The sequence below is a fragment of the uncultured Polaribacter sp. genome, assembly GCF_947497125.1.
In the GTDB taxonomy this organism is placed as follows: Bacteria; Bacteroidota; Bacteroidia; order Flavobacteriales; family Flavobacteriaceae; genus Polaribacter.
Map to the genome: position 1 here is coordinate 297,613 of NZ_CANMFI010000002.1, position 23,069 is coordinate 320,681.

23 protein-coding genes and 1 tRNA gene are annotated in these 23,069 nt (G+C 31.9%); 6 read left to right on the forward strand and 18 right to left on the reverse strand.

Annotated elements, in window-relative coordinates:
- The first annotated feature begins 78 nt into the window (after nt 1-78).
- Nucleotides 79-1,554 carry a Na+/H+ antiporter NhaC family protein gene (locus tag Q0678_RS04465; protein ID WP_299054513.1) on the forward strand — a complete coding sequence of 492 codons (1,476 nt, stop codon included), beginning with the start codon at nt 79-81 and terminating at the stop codon, nt 1,552-1,554.
- A 428-nt stretch (nt 1,555-1,982) separates the two neighbouring features.
- Nucleotides 1,983-3,275 (forward strand): aminopeptidase P family protein, encoded by a 1,293-nt coding sequence (locus tag Q0678_RS04470; RefSeq protein ID WP_299054517.1) that lies wholly within the window; start codon nt 1,983-1,985, stop codon nt 3,273-3,275.
- Between the two features lie 94 nt (nt 3,276-3,369).
- Here Q0678_RS04470 and Q0678_RS04475 read toward each other — a convergent pair whose 3' ends face one another.
- The 15 genes from Q0678_RS04475 to dinB form a co-directional block, all read right to left on the reverse strand.
- On the reverse strand, nt 3,370-4,374 hold the full coding sequence (locus tag Q0678_RS04475) for a sugar kinase (protein WP_299054520.1): 1,005 nt from the start codon (nt 4,372-4,374) through the stop codon (nt 3,370-3,372).
- Nucleotides 4,375-4,453: 79 nt separating this feature from the next.
- Nucleotides 4,454-5,233 carry an alpha/beta hydrolase gene (locus tag Q0678_RS04480; RefSeq protein ID WP_299054523.1) on the reverse strand — a complete coding sequence of 260 codons (780 nt, stop codon included), beginning with the start codon at nt 5,231-5,233 and terminating at the stop codon, nt 4,454-4,456.
- A gap of 155 nt (nt 5,234-5,388) precedes the next feature.
- Entirely contained in the window at nt 5,389-6,129 is a 741-nt protein-coding gene (locus Q0678_RS04485) for a succinate dehydrogenase/fumarate reductase iron-sulfur subunit (protein ID WP_299054526.1), read from the reverse strand.
- A gap of 79 nt (nt 6,130-6,208) precedes the next feature.
- Nucleotides 6,209-8,206, reverse strand: coding sequence for a fumarate reductase/succinate dehydrogenase flavoprotein subunit (locus Q0678_RS04490; RefSeq protein WP_299054528.1), 1,998 nt, complete (start codon nt 8,204-8,206; stop codon nt 6,209-6,211).
- Nucleotides 8,207-8,216: 10 nt separating this feature from the next.
- A complete protein-coding gene (locus Q0678_RS04495; protein WP_299054531.1) occupies nt 8,217-8,891 on the reverse strand; it encodes a succinate dehydrogenase cytochrome b subunit in 675 nt (224 codons plus the stop codon).
- 115 nt (nt 8,892-9,006) lie between these two features.
- Nucleotides 9,007-9,456 (reverse strand): 3-oxoacyl-ACP synthase, encoded by a 450-nt coding sequence (locus tag Q0678_RS04500; RefSeq protein WP_299054533.1) that lies wholly within the window; start codon nt 9,454-9,456, stop codon nt 9,007-9,009.
- A gap of 2 nt (nt 9,457-9,458) precedes the next feature.
- Nucleotides 9,459-10,031 (reverse strand): 4'-phosphopantetheinyl transferase superfamily protein, encoded by a 573-nt coding sequence (locus tag Q0678_RS04505; protein ID WP_299054536.1) that lies wholly within the window; start codon nt 10,029-10,031, stop codon nt 9,459-9,461.
- Nucleotides 10,024-10,275 (reverse strand): acyl carrier protein, encoded by a 252-nt coding sequence (locus Q0678_RS04510; RefSeq protein WP_299054538.1) that lies wholly within the window; start codon nt 10,273-10,275, stop codon nt 10,024-10,026. The genes Q0678_RS04505 and Q0678_RS04510 overlap by 8 nt, the downstream gene beginning before the upstream one ends.
- Nucleotides 10,272-11,561, reverse strand: a complete 1,290-nt coding sequence (locus Q0678_RS04515) for a beta-ketoacyl synthase (RefSeq protein WP_299054540.1) — start codon at nt 11,559-11,561, stop codon at nt 10,272-10,274. The genes Q0678_RS04510 and Q0678_RS04515 overlap by 4 nt, the downstream gene beginning before the upstream one ends.
- Nucleotides 11,562-11,568: 7 nt before the next feature.
- Nucleotides 11,569-12,006 carry a hydroxymyristoyl-ACP dehydratase gene (locus Q0678_RS04520; RefSeq protein ID WP_299054542.1) on the reverse strand — a complete coding sequence of 146 codons (438 nt, stop codon included), beginning with the start codon at nt 12,004-12,006 and terminating at the stop codon, nt 11,569-11,571.
- 56 nt (nt 12,007-12,062) lie between these two features.
- Nucleotides 12,063-12,485, reverse strand: a complete 423-nt coding sequence (locus Q0678_RS04525; protein ID WP_299054545.1) for a transposase — start codon at nt 12,483-12,485, stop codon at nt 12,063-12,065.
- Between the two features lie 200 nt (nt 12,486-12,685).
- Complete coding sequence (locus Q0678_RS04530; protein WP_299054547.1) at nt 12,686-13,738, reverse strand: type III polyketide synthase; 1,053 nt, start codon at nt 13,736-13,738, stop codon at nt 12,686-12,688.
- Between the two features lie 31 nt (nt 13,739-13,769).
- Complete coding sequence (locus Q0678_RS04535; protein WP_299054550.1) at nt 13,770-14,480, reverse strand: methyltransferase domain-containing protein; 711 nt, start codon at nt 14,478-14,480, stop codon at nt 13,770-13,772.
- Nucleotides 14,480-15,616 carry an NAD(P)/FAD-dependent oxidoreductase gene (locus Q0678_RS04540; protein WP_299054554.1) on the reverse strand — a complete coding sequence of 379 codons (1,137 nt, stop codon included), beginning with the start codon at nt 15,614-15,616 and terminating at the stop codon, nt 14,480-14,482. The genes Q0678_RS04535 and Q0678_RS04540 overlap by 1 nt, the downstream gene beginning before the upstream one ends.
- A 41-nt stretch (nt 15,617-15,657) precedes the next feature.
- Complete coding sequence (gene dinB / locus Q0678_RS04545; protein WP_299054556.1) at nt 15,658-16,740, reverse strand: DNA polymerase IV; 1,083 nt, start codon at nt 16,738-16,740, stop codon at nt 15,658-15,660.
- A 63-nt stretch (nt 16,741-16,803) separates the two neighbouring features.
- Between dinB and Q0678_RS04550 the strand changes: the two genes are divergently transcribed.
- Nucleotides 16,804-16,877, forward strand: a tRNA-Ala gene (locus tag Q0678_RS04550).
- 3 nt (nt 16,878-16,880) lie between these two features.
- Here the strand turns inward: Q0678_RS04550 and Q0678_RS04555 are convergent.
- The 3 genes from Q0678_RS04555 to gdhA all read right to left on the reverse strand — a co-directional run bounded on the left by Q0678_RS04555 (nt 16,881) and on the right by gdhA (nt 19,794).
- Nucleotides 16,881-17,723, reverse strand: coding sequence for an alpha/beta fold hydrolase (locus Q0678_RS04555; RefSeq protein ID WP_299054559.1), 843 nt, complete (start codon nt 17,721-17,723; stop codon nt 16,881-16,883).
- 1 nt (nt 17,724) lies between these two features.
- Nucleotides 17,725-18,270: a glutamate dehydrogenase gene (locus Q0678_RS04560; protein ID WP_299054561.1), complete on the reverse strand. Its 546-nt coding sequence runs from the start codon at nt 18,268-18,270 to the stop codon at nt 17,725-17,727.
- 168 nt (nt 18,271-18,438) lie between these two features.
- The gene (gdhA, locus tag Q0678_RS04565; RefSeq protein ID WP_299054563.1) at nt 18,439-19,794 is read right to left on the reverse strand and encodes an NADP-specific glutamate dehydrogenase; all 1,356 of its coding nucleotides are present in this window, start codon (nt 19,792-19,794) and stop codon (nt 18,439-18,441) included.
- 197 nt (nt 19,795-19,991) lie between these two features.
- Here gdhA and pheS point away from each other — a divergent pair, with 197 nt between their 5' ends.
- The 3 genes from pheS to Q0678_RS04580 all read left to right on the forward strand — a co-directional run bounded on the left by pheS (nt 19,992) and on the right by Q0678_RS04580 (nt 22,202).
- Nucleotides 19,992-21,011 (forward strand): phenylalanine--tRNA ligase subunit alpha, encoded by a 1,020-nt coding sequence (pheS, locus tag Q0678_RS04570; protein ID WP_299054565.1) that lies wholly within the window; start codon nt 19,992-19,994, stop codon nt 21,009-21,011.
- An 88-nt stretch (nt 21,012-21,099) separates the two neighbouring features.
- Nucleotides 21,100-21,810, forward strand: coding sequence for a DUF4377 domain-containing protein (locus Q0678_RS04575; protein WP_299054567.1), 711 nt, complete (start codon nt 21,100-21,102; stop codon nt 21,808-21,810).
- Complete coding sequence (locus Q0678_RS04580; RefSeq protein ID WP_299054570.1) at nt 21,807-22,202, forward strand: hypothetical protein; 396 nt, start codon at nt 21,807-21,809, stop codon at nt 22,200-22,202. Before Q0678_RS04575 ends, Q0678_RS04580 begins: the two co-directional genes overlap by 4 nt.
- The last annotated feature ends 867 nt before the right edge of the window (nt 22,203-23,069 follow it).

Genomic DNA, 23,069 nt, shown 5'->3' on the forward strand with positions numbered 1-23,069 from the left:
ATTTTACGAAAACACAAAAAATAGGGTTAAATTTTACTTCTGAATTAGTAATTACTACCTTTATAAAAAAATATATTTATGGAATACGGTTTCTTATCTGTAGTACCTCCAATTATAGCCATTATTTTGGCACTAAGAACTAAACAAGTATACATTGCTTTGCTTTTTGGTATTTGGTTTTCTTGGTTAATTATAAAAGGTTGGAATCCTTTGGATGGCACATTGGCAATGATAGAAGGTCTGGTAAATGTATTTAAATCAGAAGGAAATACTAGAACAATTATGTTTAGTGCTTTGGTTGGAGCGCTCTTAATTTTTATTCAATTCTCTAGAGGTGTTGAAGGTTTTATCAACTTAATCAATAAAAAGTTAGCAAAATTAGAACATAAAAAAACCGGCTATAGTAGATTTATGGTGCAAGTATTAGCCGCATTTACAGGAATATTACTATTTGTAGAAACTAGTATTAGCTCTCTAACAGTTGGCACTTTATACAGACCTATTTTTGATACGTTAAAAATACCAAGAGAAAAACTAGCATATATAGCAGATGCAAGCTCTGCACCTTCTTCTATATTAATTCCGTTTAATGCTTGGGGTGCATTTATCATGGGGTTATTGTTAACTCAAGAGATTGACAAGCCTTTTTTGGTAATGATGAGTTCTATTAAATACAATTTTTACCCTTTGCTAGCCATACTAATTCTTTTTATTGTTATTCTAAGTAAAAAAGATATTGGATTAATGGCTAAAGCAGAAAAAAGGACTCAAGAAACTGGGAAGCTAATGAATGAAAATTCAAAGCCAATGGTTTCTGATTCTGTAACTTCATATCCGCCAAAAGAAGGCATAAAAGCAAAGGCATATAATATGGTAATTCCATTATTGGTAATGGTACTAATGATGCCTATAAACTTAATATATACCGGTTGGAATAATGTAAAAAATCCTACCTCTACTTTAAATCATATGCAGCAAGCAATTGGCGAAGGCTCTGGTTCTTCATCTGTTTTGTACGCTGTTATAACGGCGCTTTTAGTCGCTATGATTCTGTATTTTATTCAAGGAATTATGAAACCAAAAGAAGCAATTGATTTAACGCTAAAAGGCATAAGTGAATTAATGCCACTTGCCTTATTAATGTTACTTGCTTTTGCAATTGGCGACGCCTGTAAAGAGTTAGAAACTGGTATTTATATTGCAAATGCGTCTAAAGAATGGTTATCGCCAGAATTATTGCCTGCTGTTGTTTTTATAATCAGTTCTTTTATTGCCTTTTCTACAGGAACATCTTGGGGTACTTTTGCCATTATGCTTGCAATTTCTATTCCGATGGCAAATATTCACGCAGCAGATATTACGTTAATTGTTGCAGCAACTTTAGGTGGCGGAATTTTTGGTGACCACTGTTCTCCTATTTCAGACACTTCAATTATATCTTCGATGGCATCGGCAAGCGATCATATAGATCATGTAAAAACACAACTTCCCTATGCTTTAATTGGCGGAGTTATAACTGTTGCTTTATATTTATTGATTGGTTTTTTTGGGTGATAAAAAATAGATTGGTCAATTTTTAATGATAGAAATTACTTCTCACTGTTATGAGACTTCTCTCTACCGTTCAAAGTGACAAGGGTTGTGTTTTATTCGGTTTTGTGTCTATAAGTCTAACATCTAGCCTCTTTTCAACTTTTCACTGTTATGAGACTTCTCCTTTCGTCGAAGTGACAAAAGTTGTGTTTTATTAGTCTTGTTTCAATAAGTCTAACATCTAGTCTCTTTTAACTTCTACCTGATTTGAGACTTCTCTCTATCGTCGTAGTGACAAGATTAAAATATTAATAACACCAACCCGCGTTAGGGATTGAAATGGCATCCTTTTTTCTTTTTTGAAAAAAGATATAATGGAAAGCCCGCTCGAACGCCCAAAAATAGTTTGTAAAAAGATTACCTTTGTTTTATTAATAAAACACATTTTTATGAAATACGATAAAATAGATGCTAATTTATTTATAAAAAACCGTGCTAATTTTGCTGCTGCAATGCAATCAAATAGCTTGGCTGTTTTTAATTCTAACGATATTTATCCGATAAGTGCAGATAGTACTATGCCTTTTGAGCAGCACCGAGATATTTTTTATTTAAGCGGTGTAGATCAAGAAGAAAGTGTGTTATTTCTGTATCCAGATTGCCCAAATGAAAATTATAGAGAAATCTTATTTGTTAGAGAAACAAATGATCATATTGCGGTTTGGGAAGGAGAAAAACTAACCAAAGAGGCTGCCTTTAAAACAAGTGGTATACAGACAGTTTTATGGTTGCAAGACTTAGAAAAAGTGCTTTTTGAATTGTCTACATATTGTGATACTTTTTATATAAACACAAACGAGCATTATAGAGCTAGTGTAGAAACACAAACCCGCGAAGACCGTTTTACAAAATGGTTGTTAGCAAAATATCCGGCGCATTCTGTTGCTAAAAGTAATCCTATTTTACAGCGTTTACGTTCGGTAAAAGATACTGTAGAGTTAAATTTAATGCAGCACGCTTGTAATATTACAGAGAAAGGATTCCGAAGAATTTTAAATTTTGTAAAACCGGGTGTTTGGGAGTATGAAATTGAAGCAGAATTGTTGCACGAATTTGTAAAAAACAGGTCTAAAGGTTTTGCATATACACCTATTATTGCTTCTGGTAACAACGCAAATGTATTGCATTATATAGAGAATAATAAGCAATGTAAAGCGGGCGATTTAATTTTATTTGATATTGCTGCAGAGTATGCAAATTATAAAAGTGATTTGTCTAGAACAATCCCTGTTTCGGGTAAATTTACTGAAAGACAAAAAGCTGTTTACAACGCGGTAAATTATGTTAAAAAGGAAGCTACAAAATTATTAGTTCCGGGTACTTTATGGAAAGAATATCATGTAGAAGTTGGGGATATTATGACTTCGGAATTGTTAAAATTAGGCTTACTTGATAAAGCAGATGTTCAAAATGAAGATAAAAATTGGCCAGCATATAAAAAATATTTCATGCACGGCACAAGTCACCATATTGGTTTAGACACCCATGATTATGGACTTTTACACGAACCAATGCAAGCAAATAATGTGTTTACTGTAGAGCCAGGTATTTATATACCAGATGAAGGTTTTGGTATTCGTTTAGAAGATGATGTTATAATTAAAGAACAAGGAGAGGCTTTTAACTTAATGGGGAATATCCCTATTGAAGCAGATGAAATTGAAGCTTTAATGCAAAGATAATTTTAATAAATAGATAAAAAAGCGAGTTGAATAACTCGCTTTTTTTATGGTTTTTAATTTGTTTTGTTATAAGCACGGTTTAAAATACCTGTTATTATCTCTGTAATCTTCCCGAGGTATTGCCATCTAAAATAGAAATTACCTCTTCTTCGGTAGCGTAGTTTACATCACCTAAATAAGTGTGTTTTATTGCACAAGCAGCTGCACCAAACTCCATTGCTTTATAATCATCAAATTTTTGTAATCCATGTATAATTCCGGCTGCAAAAGCATCTCCAGTACCAATTCTGTCTATAATATGCGTAATGTCTAAGTCTTCTGTTTCCTTAAATTCTATGCCATTAAACATTCTAGCTCTTATTTTATGCCATGAAGAATTGATTGCGGTTCTAATTTTATCGAATACTTTTTCTATAGAAGGGTACTTTTCCATTAAATGCTTAGATGCTTTTATAAAATCTTCATTAGAGAATGAGTAGTTGGTGTCTAGTAGTTCGTTAATTTCATTTACACCCCCAATAAATATGGTAGAATAATTAATTAATTCTGATAAAACTTCTTTTGGATTTTCTCCGTACTTCCACAAACCACTTCTGTAAGTAGGATCTGCTGATACTTGAAGTCCTTTTTCTCTTGCTAATTTTAACCCTGCTAAAAGTGTTTCTTTTGCACCTTTACACAATGCAGGTGTTATGCCTGTCCAATGAAACCATTGGCCGTTTTCTAAAGATTTTTCCCAATTTACCATGCTTGGTAAAATTTCAGAAAAAGAAGAATGAGATCGGTTGTAGGAAATAGAACTTGGCCTCATTACAGCGCCAACTTCTAAAAAATATACGCCTAAAGGTCTATTTGAGCGAACAATAGCAGAGGTATCTAAATCAAACTTATTTAAATAAGACATTGCGGTATTTCCAATAAAATCATTAGAAATACAGCTAATATGTTTTACATTACCCCCAAAATTGGCTATAGAAATACCAACGTTTACTTCGGTGCCTCCAAAATAAAATTCTACATTATTAGACTGAATAAATTTTTTGTTTCCCCTTGGTGAAATTCTCATTAAAACTTCGCCAAATGTAATTATCTGATTCATATAAAAAACTTTTAAAAAGCAAATATACTTTATATAAATTCATTAAATAGGTGATTTATTCTTAATAATTAAGAGAAAATTATAAAGATGTAATAAATTTAATTGTTTGGCTGTTAAATGTTTCTGGTTGTTCTACATTAACAACATGGCCACATTTATCAATAATTAAAAGAGATGAGCTTACGTGTTTTGCAACAATATTTTTTATAGAAGGTAAAAACAAATGATCTTCTGAACCCATAACATATAAAGTTGGTATTTTAATGTCTTTGGTTCTAAAAAAACGTAATAGCGGGTTAATTTCAGACGTTAATTTAAACCATCTAATAAATTCTTTTTGGTATAGTTTTTTAGCTTCGTTTACAAAAAGTAATCTCGATTTTTTATGGTTTTTATTTGGCATTATAATAAATGCAAACAATTTGTATAGCAACATATAAGGTACAACAGACTTAAAAATATTGCCCACTTTCATTAAAATTTGAGAGCGAAAGTTCATTTTTATAATGGCACCACCCATAATCATGCTTTGTACCAATTCGGGCCTTTTTTCTGCTAGGTTTCTAATTAAAATAGTTCCTAAAGAGATACCGATAAAGTGTGTTTTTTTAATTTTAAGATGATCTATTACCTCAACAATATCTGCGGTTATAGAATCGAAAGTATATTTTATCTTAAAAGTGTCTTTTAAGCTTGGTTTGCTGTTTCCGTGCCCTCGTAAGTCTAAAATTAAAACATTAAAATGTTTTTTAAAATCTCTAATTTGTTTATACCATATAGAGCTACTACCTCCGGCACCGTGTACAAAAGTTACCCATTGTTGGGCTGTTTCATGTGGGTATGTATAATAATTTAACAAACAGATTTCTTTTTAAACTTAAACAAAAATAGCTAATTATAGTTTAAATAGTGTATTGGGTTTCTTTTAAATAAAAAGACACCCCAAAACTTATATCATTTGGGGTGTTGTATTCTTAAAAACAACTCTATTAAAAAGCTGTTTTAAGCATTCTATTAGATAGAGGCTTTCATTAACTCTCTGTTCATTCTTGCAATGTTGTCTAATGATATTCCTTTAGGACATTCTACCTCACAAGCACCTGTATTTGTACAGTTACCAAAACCTTCTAAATCCATTTGCGCTACCATGTTTTTTACACGGTCTGCAGCTTCTACTTGTCCTTGAGGTAACAAAGCATACTGAGATACTTTTGCACCCACAAATAACATTGCAGAACTGTTTTTACAAGTTGCTACACAAGCACCACAACCAATACAAGTAGCAGCATCCATTGCTGTATCTGCCGCTTGTTTTGCAATCGGAATTGAGTTTGCATCTTGTGTATTACCAGAAGTATTTACAGAAATATACCCTCCTGCATGTTGAATTCTATCAAACGCAGAACGATCTACTACCAAATCTTTTATCACCGGAAAAGCAGCTGCTTTCCAAGGCTCTATAGTAATTGTATCTCCATCTTTAAACATACGCATGTGTAACTGACAAGTAGTTACACCTCTATCTGGGCCATGTGCTTCACCATTAATATACATAGAACACATACCACAAATACCTTCTCTACAATCGTGGTCAAAAGCAACAGGCTCTTCACCTTTATTAATGATTTGCTCGTTTAAAACATCCATCATTTCCAAGAAAGACATGTGATCTGAAACGTCTGATATTTGATAATCAGTCATTTGACCTTTTGAATTAGCGTCTTTCTGTCTCCAAATTTTTAATGTAAGATTCATATTCTTTAGTTTTTGGTTTTTAGTTGTTTGTTGTTAGTTGTTGTTTCCATAAACTAACAACCATCAACCATAAACTATATTATTTATAACTTCTTTCTTTAACTTCTATATTCTCATACTCTAAAGCTTCTTTATGCAATACAGCATCTTTTGGCTCTCCTTTATATTCCCAAGCAGATACAAATTGAAATTCTTTCATTCTTTTTGCTTCTCCGTCTTCTGTTTGGTGCTCTTCTCTAAAATGTCCTCCAGCAGATTCTTCTCTTACCAAAGCGTCTTTTGCAAACAATTCTCCTAATTCTAAGAAATCTGCTACTCTACCCGCTTTTGCTAATTGCTCGTTATATTCTGTATCTGTTCCAGGAACAATAACATTTTGCCAGAAATCTTTTCTTAAGGCAGAAATATCTTCTATAGCTTGTTTTAAACCAGCTGCATTTCTAGACATACCACACTCTTCCCACATAATTTTACCTAATTTTTTGTGGTAATAATCTACAGAATGGGTTCCTTTATTATTGATAAAAAAGTCAATTCTTTCTTTAACTTCTTTTTCAGCAGCTTCAAATTCTGGAGTATCAGTTGGTATTTTTCCTGTTCTAATATCATCTGCTAAATAATCTCCAATAGTGTATGGTAATACAAAATATCCATCTGCCAAACCTTGCATTAATGCAGAAGCACCCAATCTGTTTGCTCCGTGGTCAGAGAAGTTTGCTTCTCCGATAGCATAACAACCAGGTATGGTAGTCATTAAGTTATAATCTACCCAAACACCACCCATTGTATAGTGTACTGCAGGATAAATCATCATTGGCGTTTCATACGGATTTTCATCTACGATCTTCTCGTACATCTGAAATAAGTTACCGTATTTTGCTCTTACAATTTCTTGTCCTAATTCTTTTATTTTCGCTTCAGAAGGATTTGTAATTCCATGAATTTTAGCTTGCTCTTTACCGTATCTTACAAAAGAAGCCGCAAAATCTAAATACACAGCTTCACCTGTTGCATTTACACCATAACCAGCGTCGCAACGCTCTTTAGCTGCTCTAGAAGCTACATCTCTTGGCACTAAGTTACCAAAAGCAGGATATCTTCTTTCTAAATAGTAATCTCTATCTTCTTCTGTTAATTGCGTAGGTTTTAAAGTACCTGCCTTTATTGCTTCAACATCTTTTAAATGTTTTGGCACCCAAATACGTCCGTCATTTCTTAAAGATTCAGACATTAAGGTTAATTTAGACTGATAATCTCCTGAACGAGGAATACATGTTGGGTGAATTTGCGTATAACAAGGGTTTGCAAAATAAGCTCCTTTCTTGTGTACTTTCCAACCTGCAGTTACGTTAGATCCCATTGCGTTTGTAGATAAGAAATAAACATTTCCATATCCGCCAGAGGCGATAACTACTGCGTGTGCAGAATGACGCTCAATTTCTCCGGTAACTAAGTTACGTGCAATAATTCCTCTTGCTTTTCCATCAACAATAACAACGTCTAACATTTCATGTCTGTTAAACATTTCTATTTTACCACGTGCAATCTGACGGTTCATCGCAGAATAAGCACCTAATAATAATTGCTGTCCGGTTTGCCCTTTTGCGTAAAAAGTTCTAGAAACTAAAACTCCACCAAAAGAACGGTTGTCTAACAAACCACCATAATCACGTGCAAAAGGAACACCTTGTGCCACACATTGATCGATGATATTTGCAGAAACCTCAGCCAAACGATAAACGTTAGCTTCACGAGAACGATAATCTCCACCTTTTACAGTATCATAAAATAATCTGTAGGTTGAATCTCCATCTCCTTGATAATTTTTTGCTGCATTGATACCTCCTTGTGCTGCAATAGAATGCGCTCTTCTTGGAGAATCTTGATATGCAAATGCTTTTACATTGTAGCCTAATTCTGCTAACGTTGCAGAAGCAGAACCACCTGCTAAACCTGTACCTACAACAATTACATCTATGTGACGTTTGTTGGCAGGATTTACCAAGTTGATATGATTTTTATAATCTGTCCATTTGTCTTTAAGTGGACCTTGAGGTACTTTTGAATCTAAAGCCATATTTCTAAGATTAGTGATTTAAATGATGATATAATGCAATAAAGATAAATCCTAGAGGCACTATAATTGAGTAGGCTATTCCTACTTTTTCTAATTTTTTACGAAGTGATGCTGCACCCACAGATTGAAACGCTGATGTAAAACCGTGTGCTAAATGCAACCCTAAAAACACAAACGCAACCACATAAGCTGCAACTCTTGCAGGATGCAAAAATTTATGCACCAATTCTTCATGATATCTATAACCTTCTACACCTTCCATAACACCAGACCAATCTCCTTGTATAAATTTGGTATTGATTTCTGGAAACCAAAAATCGATAAAATGCAATAGAATAAACGCCAAAATGGTAATTCCGCTTAAAATCATGTTTCTACTAAACCAAGTAGAATTAGCAGCACCGTTATTTTTAGCATATTTTGCCCCGTTTGCTTTTTTGTTTCTCAACTCTAAGACAAAGCCCATCACAAAATGGAATACTACCGCAAAAATTAAAACCGGTTGCAACGCAAATTGCACTACTGGATTGGTACCCATAAAATGAGAAACCTCGTTAAAAAGATCGGGATTAAAAACCGATAAAATATTTATTGCTAAATGCTGAAGAAGGAAGAACATTAAAAAAAATGCCGAAAGTGCCATAGACACTTTTCTTCCAATTGAAGATTTAAAAAATCCGCCCATTGTATATTTATATTAAGTTTATTGAACAAAAATACGTCGAAAACGTTTTCAAAGCAATAATTTAAACCTTAATTGTTTGGTATTTAGACTAATTTTAAATAATTAACATTTAAGGTTATAAAATTTTTATAATTTTTAGTTGTTCTCCATTAAAAAAGAAGGAATCGTTTTCTTGCTTTCCGAGTAATGATAAACCAATTGGCGATTGTAAAGAAATAGCAAAAAAAGAAGTATTATTATGTATTATTTTACCCACAGAAACACTTAAAAAATAAGTTGTTTTTTGTGTGTACACAATACTCCCGAGATGTGCAACCTTAGAAGTTTTTGATACTTCTATTTTTGCTAAAATTTCTTTCATTTGCTGTATTCCTAAAAGTTGTTGCCCTGCTTTTTCCATTTCTAATTGCAACATTGCGCGTCCGGTTTCGTGTTTATCACCAGCAGAACTTTTAGTTTCTGATTGCAGTGCTTTTTGGTTAGAAGATATAATTTCTTCTACCGTTTGTAAACGCTTGTTTACAAAAGCTTTACAGGCTTTAAAAAGTTGTTCTTTTAAGTTCATTATTATAAGGTAAATGCAAAAGCACCGTAATTTCCATGATGCGAAATTGAGCAAGATTTTGTTAATACTTTTTCTTGATGATTAAAAAGTGGCGCACCAATTTTGGTTTTCTTTTTTTCTATATCTAAAAAAGAAATTCCTGTCTTTTCGGCTATTTTTAATTTGATGTTATTATCAATTAAATTTGGAGATCCAATTCCAGAAAATTTTCTAATTTTATTAGAGTTTTTAATAAAAAAATTTTCAGCAACTGTATGTATATAAAATGAGGTAATTGTTGTCTTTGTATAAAACTTATAATCTTCAAAAATTACATTTCCAAAATGGTTCTCTTTTAAAGTACATTCAAATTTTTGAGGTGCAAAGAAACGCTTTTCTTCTTTTTGTGTGTAGCATTTGTATGCAGCTTCTTTCATGCTCCAAAATTGCCACACCTTTAAAAAAGGATTTTTTGAGGTGCTTATTTCTTGTATTTCTTTTTCTGTAAATTGTTTTTCTAAAAAACCAGCTCTCTTCCAATTACTTTGACTCTTAGCAAGTTCTAAATCAACAATATCATTCCCAATTTTAGGCATTCATTTTAGCTTGAATAATTGCGACGGTTTCTTTTACAGACATCATTTTTTCCATAGAATCATTGTCTATGTGTATTTTAAATTCATCTTCAACATCTAAAATAATATCCACCAAATTTGCAGAGTTTATCTCTAAATCATTGATAAAATCTGTATTCTCAGAAATATTTTTAAAACCTTCTTCATTTTGAATATAAGGTTTAACAATGCTTGTTAGTTTTTGTATAATTTCTTGTTTTGTCATTGCGTTTTATGTTTGTCTGAATATTTTTTAAAGATAACACATGCATTTACATCTCCAAAGCCAAAACTTGCTTTTGCTAAAACAGCTACCTCTTTTTCTATGAGTTTTGTTGGGATTTTATCCGAAGAAATAAATCCTAAAATTTCTGGATGCACATCTTCACAGTTGATATTCGGAAACACAAATTGTTCTTTAATTTGTAGTACAGAAGCAACAGATTCTATAGCTCCAGAAGCAGCCAAACAATGACCAATATGAGACTTTAACGAGTTTATAAACGGAAAATTATTTCCTTTTCTTTGCAGTGCTTTTGCCCAGTTTTCGATTTCTAAAGCGTCTTTAGAAGTTGCTGTTAAATGCCCATTAATTACATCAATAGCGTCTGTGGTAACACCAGCATCTAACACTGCGTCTGTAATGCATTTCTGTACAGCTTCTGCATTAGGGGCCGTTAAAGTACCGCCATTTCTTTGTCCGCCAGAGTTTATATTTCCTCCTAAAACTTCTGCATAAATAGTTGCTTTTCGCTCTAGTGCACTTTCTAAAGATTCTAATACTAGAGCGCCTGCGCCACTTCCGGGAACAAAACCAGAAGCAGATAAACTCATGGGTCTTGAGCCTTTTTCTGGTGTTTCATTATGTTTATAAGTCATCACTCGCATTGCATCAAAACCACCCCAAGTATACAAACTACTATCGCTAGCGCCACCTACTAACATTATTTTTGCTTTTCCGTTTTTTATTCGATCAAAACCCATTAAAATGGCCTCGGTTCCTGTGGTACAGGCAGATGAGTTTGTAGTTACTTGGTTTCCGAAACCTAAAATTCCACCTAAATATGCAGAAATACCACTCGCCATTGTTTGCACTACAGAAGTACTACCTAATCGTCTTACGTTTTGAGCGTCTATTTTATAAATTGCTTCTCTAAATTTTTCGATTCCTGAAGTTCCTACTCCAAAAATTAACCCCGAATCGTAGTCTAGTGTTGAATTTTCATTTACACTAAAACCTGCATCTTTCCAGGCATCAATACCTGCCATGCAGCCATATAAAATACTCGTGCTATTAAAACCACGCAATTGTAATGGTGTTAAGTATTCATTTATTTTTTCTTCGGATACTTCTGGAATTCCGCCAATACAACAAGAGAAACCTTTGTCTTTTAACTGCTGATGAAACGTAATTCCAGATGTACCAGATTTTATAGCATTTGTAAATTCTTGTATGCCAACTCCGTTTGGTGCTACAACTCCTAAACCTGTAATTACGACTCTATTTTTCATTCTTATTTTATCTAATCATTCCAGAAATTGTACCTCTACAAACAAGCTCATTTTTAGAATTTATCATTTTAACGGTACATTTTAATTTGTTAAATCTAAAAAATTCCTTTTCTGAAATTACGGTTACTTTTTCACCAGGTAAAACAGGTAAAAAAAAATCAATATTATTTGATGTTAATGCAATTTGAGGGGTTGTTTTTTCGGAAGATATTATATCTTTCAATAAAAAAATACCCAAGCAAACCAAACCGATTTGAGCCATTGTTTCTGTTAAAATCACTCCAGGAGTTATTGGGTTTTCCTTAAAATGACCTTTGTAGAAATACTCGGTTACCTTAAACGTATAATTCCCTGAAACGCCATTTTCTGAAATATCTGTTAGTTCGTCAACAAACAAAAAAGGGGTTGAATAAGGTAATTTATTTATGATTTCTGTTTGATTCATTTTTTTCATTTTAACAGACCTCACAGGTTTTAAAAACCTGTGAGGTCTTAGTTTTCTTATTGTTCTAGAGTTATTGTTTGTGTAATGTTTACTTCTTTAATTCTGTGAGAATCAATAAAATTTTGTGTGTCTTCAAAAAGGTTTATTACGTCTTCTCTTAATAAATCTGAAGGTTTATTTGATAAGATTGAATTATAAGACGAATATTTATAAGTTCTAAAATCGTCAACAAATTGATGGTGAGTTGGGTTTAAATGAATATAAAGAATTAAGTTTTTTAAATAGTTTTCATTTTCTAATTTTATTCTCGAAAATCGATCTTTAAATAAACTTCCACTTCTTCCATATTTTTTATTGATACTTTTTGAATATGCATTAAATAAGTTTGAAAAGGATTGAGAAATATCTCTAGAGGCTATATTTTCTTTTGTTTTTATTAAAAAATGAAAATGATTTTTTAATAAACAATATGCTATCATGTCAGAAGTTTTAGAAGGTGCTTTTTTACTAATTTTAGGAAATATGAATAATTTTGTACTTCAATAAAAATATTTTCTTTATTGTTTCCACAATTATAAATATGATAAAAAGAATCTTTTACTAAAACCTCGTATTTCATATTAATCTATTCTTTAAATAGACCTCACAGGTTTTAAAAACCTGTGAGGTCTAAAATTAGTTACCATTCTAACAAAATACGTTGTGCAGAAAACCCTGGCCCAAAACTTAACATCAAACCTCTTTCTCCTTTCGCTGGGTTTCTGTCCATAAAACGTTCTAAAACGTATAAAACGGTTGCACTAGACATATTGCCGTACAAGCGTAAAACTTCTTTTGTACCATTGATGTTTTTTCCTAAAACGCCAAATAAATCTTCTACAGTCTGCACTATTTTTTTTCCTCCTGGATGAAAAATTAAATGATCTATATCAGAAATTTTTAAAGCATTTTGTTCTAAAAAAGGGTGAATAATCTCAGGAAAATGATCTGCAATTTTTTGTGGAACTTCTTTATCTAAAATCATTTGTAAACCAGAATTCACTAGGTTAAAACCCATCATTTTTGTAGCGTCATAAAAGTGATACATTGCTTCATTTATAATTTTTGGGCCTTGATCATCTTCATAAGAAGACAAAATTACTGAAGAAGCGCCATCACCAAAAATAGCTGCACTAACAATGTTTGTCATCGAAAAATCTTCTAGTTGAAATGTTGCGGTTGGAGCTTCTACAGCAACTACTGCCGCTCTTTTATTTGGATTTGCTTTTAAGAAATTCTTAGCATAAATTATTCCTGATACACCAGCAGCACAACCCATTTCTGTAACTGGCAAACGCACAATATCTTGTTTCATTCCTAAAGAATTAATTAAATAAGCATCTACAGAGGGAATCATAATTCCGGTACAACTAACCGTAATGATAAAATCGATATCTGTTGGATTTAAATTTGCCTTTTCTAAAGATTTTTGAAGTGATTTCTCTGCCAATTGTATAACTTCTCTAGCATAGATATTATTTTTTTCTTCAAAAGTAGTTGCGGTAAAAACCTCTTCAGGGTCCATAATAGAATATCTTTTGTCTACTCCCGCACCTTCAAAAAGTTTTATTACTTTTCTTTGAAAACGCTCTTCTTGTCCTTGCATCCAAACCTTTACAAAAGGGATGATATCTTTTGTTTCTCTATAATATTTTGGAAGTTGCTTTGCAACAGCTGTTATTTTTACACTCATATTTTTATTTATCTATTTACAACACAACTTTCTAACGTTGTATAATCCATCGCCAACGAAAAGCCCATTTCCATGAAATCTGAGGCGTTACATTTATTTTTTGCGACATTGTTGTTAAATCTTTTCTTTTAAAACCTCTTAATACAGAAATTAATCCATCATGAATTATCATTTTATTGCTTATAAAAACCGATAGTAATTTAAATAAATAATAAGCCAATTTATGCCGGTGTATATCGTTTACAATAATTGCTTTTTTAGTATGTTTTAAAGTATCGTTTAAAAAAGAAACCAATGGTTTTTGTTTAAAATGATGAAAAAACAAGGTCGCTAAAACGATATCGAATTGTCGATTTTTAAAATCTTCAGAAAAAATATCTTCTACTACAAAAGACAATTCCTGGTAATTTTTAGAGAGTTCATTTGCATATTCAATGGCTGTTGAATTTGCATCGACACCAATTAATTTAAATTTATACCCGTGCTTTCTTCCAAATTTAGCAACATCGCGTAAAATATCTCCATGACCGCAACCAATATCTGCAATTACAAGTTCTTGCTCTTTTGGATGATTTTTTAATACTTTTTTTAAAGAATTTACTGTTACTATATTTCCACCCAACCAACGATTTATGTTTTCTAATTTGTCTAAAACATCACGCAAATAATCGCCGCCAATAGAAAAATCGTCCATCAATTCTTCTTTATCAGATCTCTTGGAAGTGTCTACTAAAAAGGGCATTATATTTTCATGGTTTTTCCGTGTGTAAATTTTATAATTATTGGTAATAGAAAAGGTAGTTTCTTTAAAATTTCAAGTAAAATAGAAGCAATTTTATCTTTTCTGAACAAAAAAGCAATAAAATGACCTACTTTTAAACGAAAACGAAACTTTTTATTCCATTGTCTAATATATTCATTTTCTAGAGTTTTTCTTGTAACATTTTTAGCATTCAAATAATTTAGAATCAATTTAGAAGCCATTTGTGCAGATTGAATTGCCATACTCATTCCGTTTCCACACAAAGGGTGAATCATTCCTGCTGCATCACCACACATCATTAGATGATTTTCTACTGGTTTTTTTGTTTCAAAAGAAATTTGACTGATTGTTAATGGAGTTTCAAAAACTGGTTTAGTGTTTTTAAAAATTTCTTTTAGAAAGTGATTTTTAAAAAGAACATTCTCTTGAAAATCGTCAATATTTTTATACTTTTTGAAAGAAGAAAAGGCTGTTATGTAGCACAAATTAATTGTGTTGTTTTCTACTTTAGAAACGCCACAATATCCACCTTTAAAATTGTGAAGCGCAACTTGATTTTCTTTAAAGTTTCCTTTTACATGAATTTTTACACCCAGATAAGGTGATTTTTTCTGAATAAAATTACGATTCATTTTTACATCTAATACACTGCGTTTGCCAAAAGCACCTATACAAACTTTTGAGTTGAAAACACCGTTTTCTTTGCTTTCAATTGTAAAAACGTCATTTGTAAATTGTACATCTAAAACGGAATCTTGCAATATACTAACGCCGTTTTCTTTAGCTTTTTCTGATAAAATAAAATCTAATTGATAACGAGAAATACCAAAACCGCCCAAAGGTAATTTTGCTGAAATGATTTTATTTTTTGTAGTTGATAGTTGAAACTCATCAATTTTTACGGCACCAAAATTAAATGGATTTACTTCTAAATACTTCAAATAAGGTAGCACTTCATTAGAAATATACTCGCCACACACCTTGTGTTTTGGGTAGCTGTTTTTCTCTATTAACAGCACTTTTTTATCAAATTTTGATAAATGAATAGCATTGCAGAGTCCTGCCAAACCACCACCAATTATAACAATATCAAAATCTGAACTATTTGTATTCATTTGCTAACTATTTACTTTTTGAGCTGTTTACTCCGATTACTTTAAAATTCAAATTGTAATTGTACCCAAACTGGTGCTGTTTTTTCTGTGTTTAAATTTCCGAAAGATAAACCTAATAAACGAACTGAATTTTTTAACTTTTCTTGATACAACAGCTCTTTTACAACAGGAAAAAATTCTTTCTTAGTTTGCATAAAATCTGTTTTTGTTTTACTTCTTGTTTGTTGGGTAAAGTCAGAATATTTTATCTTTAAAGTAATTGTTTTTCCTTTTGTGTTATTTTTTAGCATTCTTCTCTCTAATTCTTCTGCAATTTTTTCTAACTTTTCAATCATAAAAATTTCTGAAGAGATGTTTTCACTAAACGTTCTTTCTGCTGCTAAAGATTTTCTTATTCTGTTGGGTTTTACCTCACTTAAATGAATGCCTCTAACAATGTTATAATAGTGTTTACCAGATTTTCCGAAGAATTTTATCAACTCTTCTAAAGATTTTTTCTTTAAATCATTTCCAATAAAAATACCCAAATTAAACATTTTTGCAGCCGTAACTTTACCAACTCCGTAAAATTTATTGACAGGTAGTGATTCTAAAAACGAAATTACTTCTGATGGATGTACCGTTTTTTGACCATTAGGTTTGTTTATATCTGATGCTACTTTTGCAATAAATTTGTTGATAGAAATACCTGCAGAGGCTCTTAAACCTGTTTTTTTATAAATTTTTTCACGAATTTCTCTGGCAATATCATTCGCAGACGGATTCCCTTTTTTATTTACTGTTACATCTAAATATGCTTCATCTAAAGAAAGAGGCTCTACCAAATCTGTGTATTCATAGAAAATTTCTCTTACTTGAGTAGAGATTTCTTTGTAACGTGTAAAATCTGAATTCACAAAAATTAAATGCGGGCATTTTTGTTTTGCCAACATACCGCTCATAGCAGATTTAACACCGTATTTACGCGCTTCATAACTAGCTGCAGCAATAACACCTCTTCTTCCTTCTCCGCCAACAGCAATCGCTTTACCTCTTAACTCTGGATTGTCTAATGCTGCTACAGAGGCATAAAAAGCATCCATATCTACATGTATTATTTTGCGAAAAGGAGGTTGTAATTCCATTGTTTAAAATTACAAAAATAGCAGCTGGTTTTATTAAAAAATAGGTACATTTATTTTTTTAACGGGGTATTAGCTCAGTTGGCTAGAGCGCTACGCTGGCAGCGTAGAAGTCATCGGTTCGAATCCGATATACTCCACTTTTACTCTTTTAAAAATTCGATTGCAACTTGAGTTACTTCTGTAAGTTCTTTAGAGAGTCTTTTTTCTTTCCAAGGATGCGATACATTAAAAACATGATCTGCATGTTTTATAATTTTAAATTTGCTTTTAACATTCCATGAATGTATTATTTTTCCCTCATCCAAAGAAATAGAGGTGTCATTATCTCCATGGATTATGAATTGCGGTATTTCTAATTTTTTGACTGCATTTTCAATATTTAGGCGGTCTTCATTTTCTTTAAAATCTAAATAAAATTGGTAATAATGTGGCATTTTCTGCTTTGTTCTCCCATTTACAACATATTTTACACCATTTTTACGCCATTCTTCTAAATCGCCAATCGTTGTAGATCTGGTTGCAAAATTACTAACAGCAGCTAGCGTTACCACTTTTTTTACTCGAGCATCTTCATTCGCTTTTAAAAGAACAATACCACCTCCTCTGCTATGACCAACTAAAGAAATAGCATTTATATCTGCTTCAATTTTATATTTTTCTTCGGATGAAATCCAATCTAAAACACTTTCTAAATCGTCTAACTCTTTACTATAATTATTGTTGCCAAAAGCTTCTAAATCTGGAAAATCTATTGGATTTTCTGCAGTTCCGCCATTGTGAGAAAAATTGAATTTTATAAAGAAAAATCCTGCATTTGCAAACGCCTCTGCCATTAAATTCCAAGCACCCCAATCTTTAAAGCCCTTGTATCCATGGCAAAAAACAACTACTTTTTTAGGTTGATGTGTTTCTTTGTAAAAAACATCTATAACAATTGGCTTGTTGTGTTTACCTTGTATAATAGAATTTTTAATAATTTTCATTTTATTGAAGTATGATTTTTATCAATGTAAATAATGCCATAAAACCTGTTAAAATAGCCAGTATTAAATGAATGTTTTTAGTCATTTTACCAGTTTTTTTCTGAATAAATTTAGCGTACTTTCCATATAGAATTAAAATGTAAACGGTTCCTAAAAATGCCCCTAAAACAAATAATAAAACAGCAGTTATGTTGTATGTAAAAAGCTGAAAAGCATCTAAAAAAAAGACAGTTCCGCTATAAAACGGTATAGAAAACATGTTTAAAGAAGACAAGGTAATACCGGTTACAAAAGGCGGTGTTTTATAATGTATCTTTTTAGTTTCATTTTTTTCATTTTTAGAAGTTTTATAAAAATAAATAGAAAGAAGTATAAAAATTACAATTCCTGCTTTTTCTAACGATTCTAAAACAGTTGGGTTTTCTGCAAGCGTTTTTGTTAAATACACGCCAATAAATGCCTGAATTGCAACTATTATTGCGACACCTATAGCGTAGTTTTTAGTGGCTGTTTTACCATTTTCTAAACTTATTTTTAGCGCTGTCATGTTTAACATACTTGGTGTTATAGAGCCAACGAAAGAGAAAATTAATCCGAAGAAAAAAAGAGAATAAAATATCATTTAGAAAAAGAAAACGGTTATTGTTTAACAAAATAAAGGTACAAAAAAACGCATCAATAAAAATTGATGCGTTTATTTTAAGTCGTTTTATATTTAAACAACTCCTTGCGCTAACATTGCGTCTGCAACTTTTACAAAACCTGCAATATTTGCCCCAGAAATATAATCTATTGAGCCGTCCTCTCTTTCTCCGTATTGTACACAAGAATCATGAATATCCTCCATAATTACTTTTAATTTTTCGTCTACTTCGGTTCTTGTCCAGCTTAAACGTAAAGAGTTCTGACTCATTTCTAAACCAGAAGTAGCAACACCACCAGCATTAGATGCTTTTCCTGGTGCAAAAAGTATTTTTCCTTTTTGAAATTCATGAATTGCTTCTGGAGTAGAAGGCATGTTAGCCCCTTCAGAAACACAAATACAGCCATTCTTTACAAGTTCTTTAGCTTCATTACCGTTCAATTCGTTTTGCGTAGCACAAGGCAAAGCAATATCGCATTTTACAGACCAAGGTCTTTTACCTGCAACAAATTTTGCATTAGGATATTTCTCTACATATTCGCTAATTCTTCCTCTTTTTTCGTTTTTGATGTACATAATATGTTTCAACTTTTCGGTATCAATACCTTGTTCATCATAAACATATCCTGCAGAATCAGATAATGTTAAAATAGTAGCACCAAGCTCTATCGCTTTTTCTGCAGCATATTGCGCTACGTTACCAGAGCCAGAAATAACTACTTTTTTACCATTAAAAGAATCTCCTTTTCTTTTTAACATGTTTTGTGCAAAATACACATTACCATAACCTGTTGCTTCTGGTCTAATTAAAGAACCACCCCAAGAAGCACCTTTACCGGTTAAAACACCTGTAAATTCGTTGTTTAATTTTTTATACATACCAAACATATAGCCAATCTCACGACCACCTACACCAATATCTCCTGCAGGTACATCTGTATTAGGGCCAATGTGTCTAAATAATTCGCTCATAAAAGCATGGCAAAAACGCATAATTTCGTTGTCAGATTTTCCTTTTGGATCAAAATCAGAACCCCCTTTACCACCACCCATTGGTAAGGTTGTTAAAGAGTTTTTAAACACCTGCTCAAAAGCTAAAAACTTTAAAATACTTGCGTTTACTGTTGGATGAAAACGTAAACCGCCTTTATATGGGCCAATTGCAGAGTTCATTTGAATTCTATAACCTCTGTTTACTTGAATTTCTCCATCATCATCTACCCAAGAAATTCTAAAAGAAATTAAACGCTCTGGCTCTACCATTCTTAATAGAATGTTTTTACCGTGATAAATGTCATGATTTATAATATATGGTATTACAGTTTCTGCAACTTCTTGCACTGCTTGTAAGAATTCTGGTTCGTGGTTATTTCTTGATTTAACCATTTCCATAAACTCATTAATTTTTAACTCTGTATTTTTAGCCATCTTTTTTTATGAATTTAATACTAATTTAGTATAACAAATATAGTTAATTTCTGAATTCGCAATTAAAAAATTTATTTTTATTTCTATGCAAGAGACTCTTATTTCAATCGATTTCGATAGCTGTTGTTGTTTTCTATACTTTAGGTTGATAAAACTCTATAAAAAACACTAAATTTGCACCTTAATTTTACCCGATAATGTTAGATAAAGTAAAAGAATTAATAGGAGATGTAAAGGCTTTTAAAGCAACCTCCAAGGAAGAAGTAGAAACGTTTAGAATTAAATTTTTGGGAAGCAAAGGTTTGTTAAAAGATTTGTTTGCTGAGTTTAAAAATGTAGATGCAGCGCTTCGAAAAGATTTTGGTCAGGCTTTAAATACCTTAAAAAAAGAAGCAGAAGAAAAAGTTGCTTTTTTAAACGATACTTTATCAACTACGAGTAATAATAAGTCTTTTTATGGCGATTTAACCCGACCAGCGACTCCAATCAACTTAGGTTCTAGACACCCAATTTCATTAGTTAGAAATCAAATTATAGAAGTGTTTAATCGTATTGGTTTTACCGTTTCTGAAGGGCCAGAAATAGAAGATGACTGGCATAATTTTACAGCCTTAAATTTGCCAGAATATCATCCGGCAAGAGACATGCAAGACACGTTTTTTATAGAGCAAAATCCAGATATTTTATTAAGAACACACACCTCTTCTGTGCAGGTGCGTTATATGGAAGATAACGAACCGCCAATCCGCACAATTTCTCCGGGACGTGTTTTTAGAAACGAAGATATTTCTGCGCGCGCACATTGTATTTTTCATCAAGTAGAAGGATTGTATATAGACACAGATGTTTCTTTTGCAGACCTAAAACAAACACTTTTATATTTTACAAAAGAAATGTTTGGCAAATCTAAAATACGCTTACGACCTTCGTATTTTCCGTTTACAGAACCAAGTGCAGAGGTAGATATTTATTGGGGATTAGAAACCGAAACCGATTATAGAATTACCAAAGGAACTGGTTGGTTAGAAATTATGGGTTGTGGTATGGTAGACCCAAATGTGTTGAAAAACGCAAACATAGATCCAACAAAATATTCTGGGTATGCCTTTGGTATGGGAATAGAACGTATCGCCATGTTGCTATATCAAATACCAGATATTAGAATGTTTTACGAAAACGATAAACGTTTTTTAGAGCAGTTTAAGTCTGTAATATAAAAACTTTTCAAGTGTCTTTGCTTGATTAAATAACAGTCTCATTTTTAATTTGGCTTACTTGTTGCTAGTATTTAATAAAAAAATATTTATGAAAATCATTATTAGCTTATTATCAATATTTATGACAGTATCTTGCGCTAGCCTTAAAGAAAATCAAAAAGTAATTTGGGTAAATAACTCAAAAGTAGATTGCCAAGGCATGGTGTTGCAAAAGTGTTTACAAATACAAGAAGGAGAATTTATTGATCCTACAAAATGGACGAACTTGTTTGATGGAATTAAAGGGTTTGAATTTGTGCCAGGACAGCTTACAAAAATGATTGTTTCTGAAACTAAATTGCCGGCTCATTTAGTGCCTGCAGATGCATCTAATATAGAAATTAGGTTGGTTAAAGTTTTAAAAACAGTAAAAGAAACAGCATCTTTAGAGAAGTTAGAGGGTAAAGTTGATAAAGAAATTCAAGGAAAATGGGGTGTTTCATTTATTACGGATATTGATGTAAACGAATTAAATACGCTAACTAAAAAACCCTTTGTACAGATTGATAAAAATAGAATAAGTGGTAATAATGGGTGTAATAATTTTTTTAGCACACTTAAAACTAGTGCTAATCATACACTTGATTTTGGTTTTTTTGGAGAAACAAAAATGCTTTGTCCGGACGTAAAAATATCAGATGTTTTTATGAAACTTCTGCAACAAAGTAAGACTTATAAAGTAACTAAAAAGAAACTTATTCTTTTAAATAAAGACAACCAAGAACTTATCATTCTTGAAAAAAAGAAGTTTAAATTTTGAAGAAAGATATTACAATACCAGAGGTTACAGATATAGAAATGGCAATTGTTTACGAATACAATGATTTGTACAAAACAGATGATTGGAATGTGTATCTTATCAATAATAAAGATGTTGATATAGAAATGGTTGTGATTGTTTCTCAAGGTTTTTCAGATAAAAAAACCACTTCTTTACTTCGTAAAAAAATAGAAAAATTACCTGCAAACTCTTTTGCTAAAATAGAGTACATTCAGCCAGAATTATTCAAGTTAAACAACCGTTTTCAGGTTACTTTTTTTGAAAATAACTCACTGTTTGAAAAAACCTTTATTTTTAAAGAAAACACTGTTAAAGAAGGTGCGTTACGCATGATTTCTTCTCTAAAAAAACGAGGTGTTTTAGCAAAGTAATGTTACTTTTAAATTACAATAACTAAAATCCAACAATTATTACTTCGAACGATAGAGAGAAGTCTCATAACAGTGAAGAACTAAAAAGAGATTAGATGTTAGAAGCTAGAGTCCAGAAAAACTAACTTTATGAGATTTCTCGTTAACACTCGAAATGACACTAAAGAACGGTTTTTACTCGCAACAGTTGTCACTTCGACGACAGGAGAAGTCTCATAGCAGTGAGAGGCAAAAAAATAGATGTTAAAGACAAGAAACTAGACTTTAAAAAAACCAACTTTATGAGATTTCTCGTTAACACTCGAAATGACAAATCTGGATGAAAATAACTATACTGCATACTTATCTTTAAACACAATCCTTGTCACTTCGACGATAGGAGAAGTCTCATATCAATGAGAAACTATAAAGAGACTAGATGCCAGAAACTAGACACAAGACTCTAAAAAAACTAATTTTGTGAGATTTCCCGTTAACACTCGAAATGACAGAACAGAATATAACTCAAACCTTGTCACTTCGAACGATAGAGAGAAGTCTCATAACAGTGAAGAACTAAAAAGAGATTAGATGTTAGAAGCTAGAGTCCAGAAAAACTAACGTTATGAGATTTCTCGTTAACACTCGAAATGACAGATCAAAATTATTCTTTTTTACTCACAACAGTTGTCACTTCGACGACAGGAGAAGTCTCATAACAATGAGAAACTATAAAGAGACTAGATGTTAGATCCTACACACAAGACTCTAAAAAAATAGCTTTATAAGATTTCTCGTTAACTCTCGAAATGACAGAACCAAATAAAACACAAACCTTGTCACTTCGACGATAGGAGAAGTCTCATAACAGTGAGAAACTACAAAGAG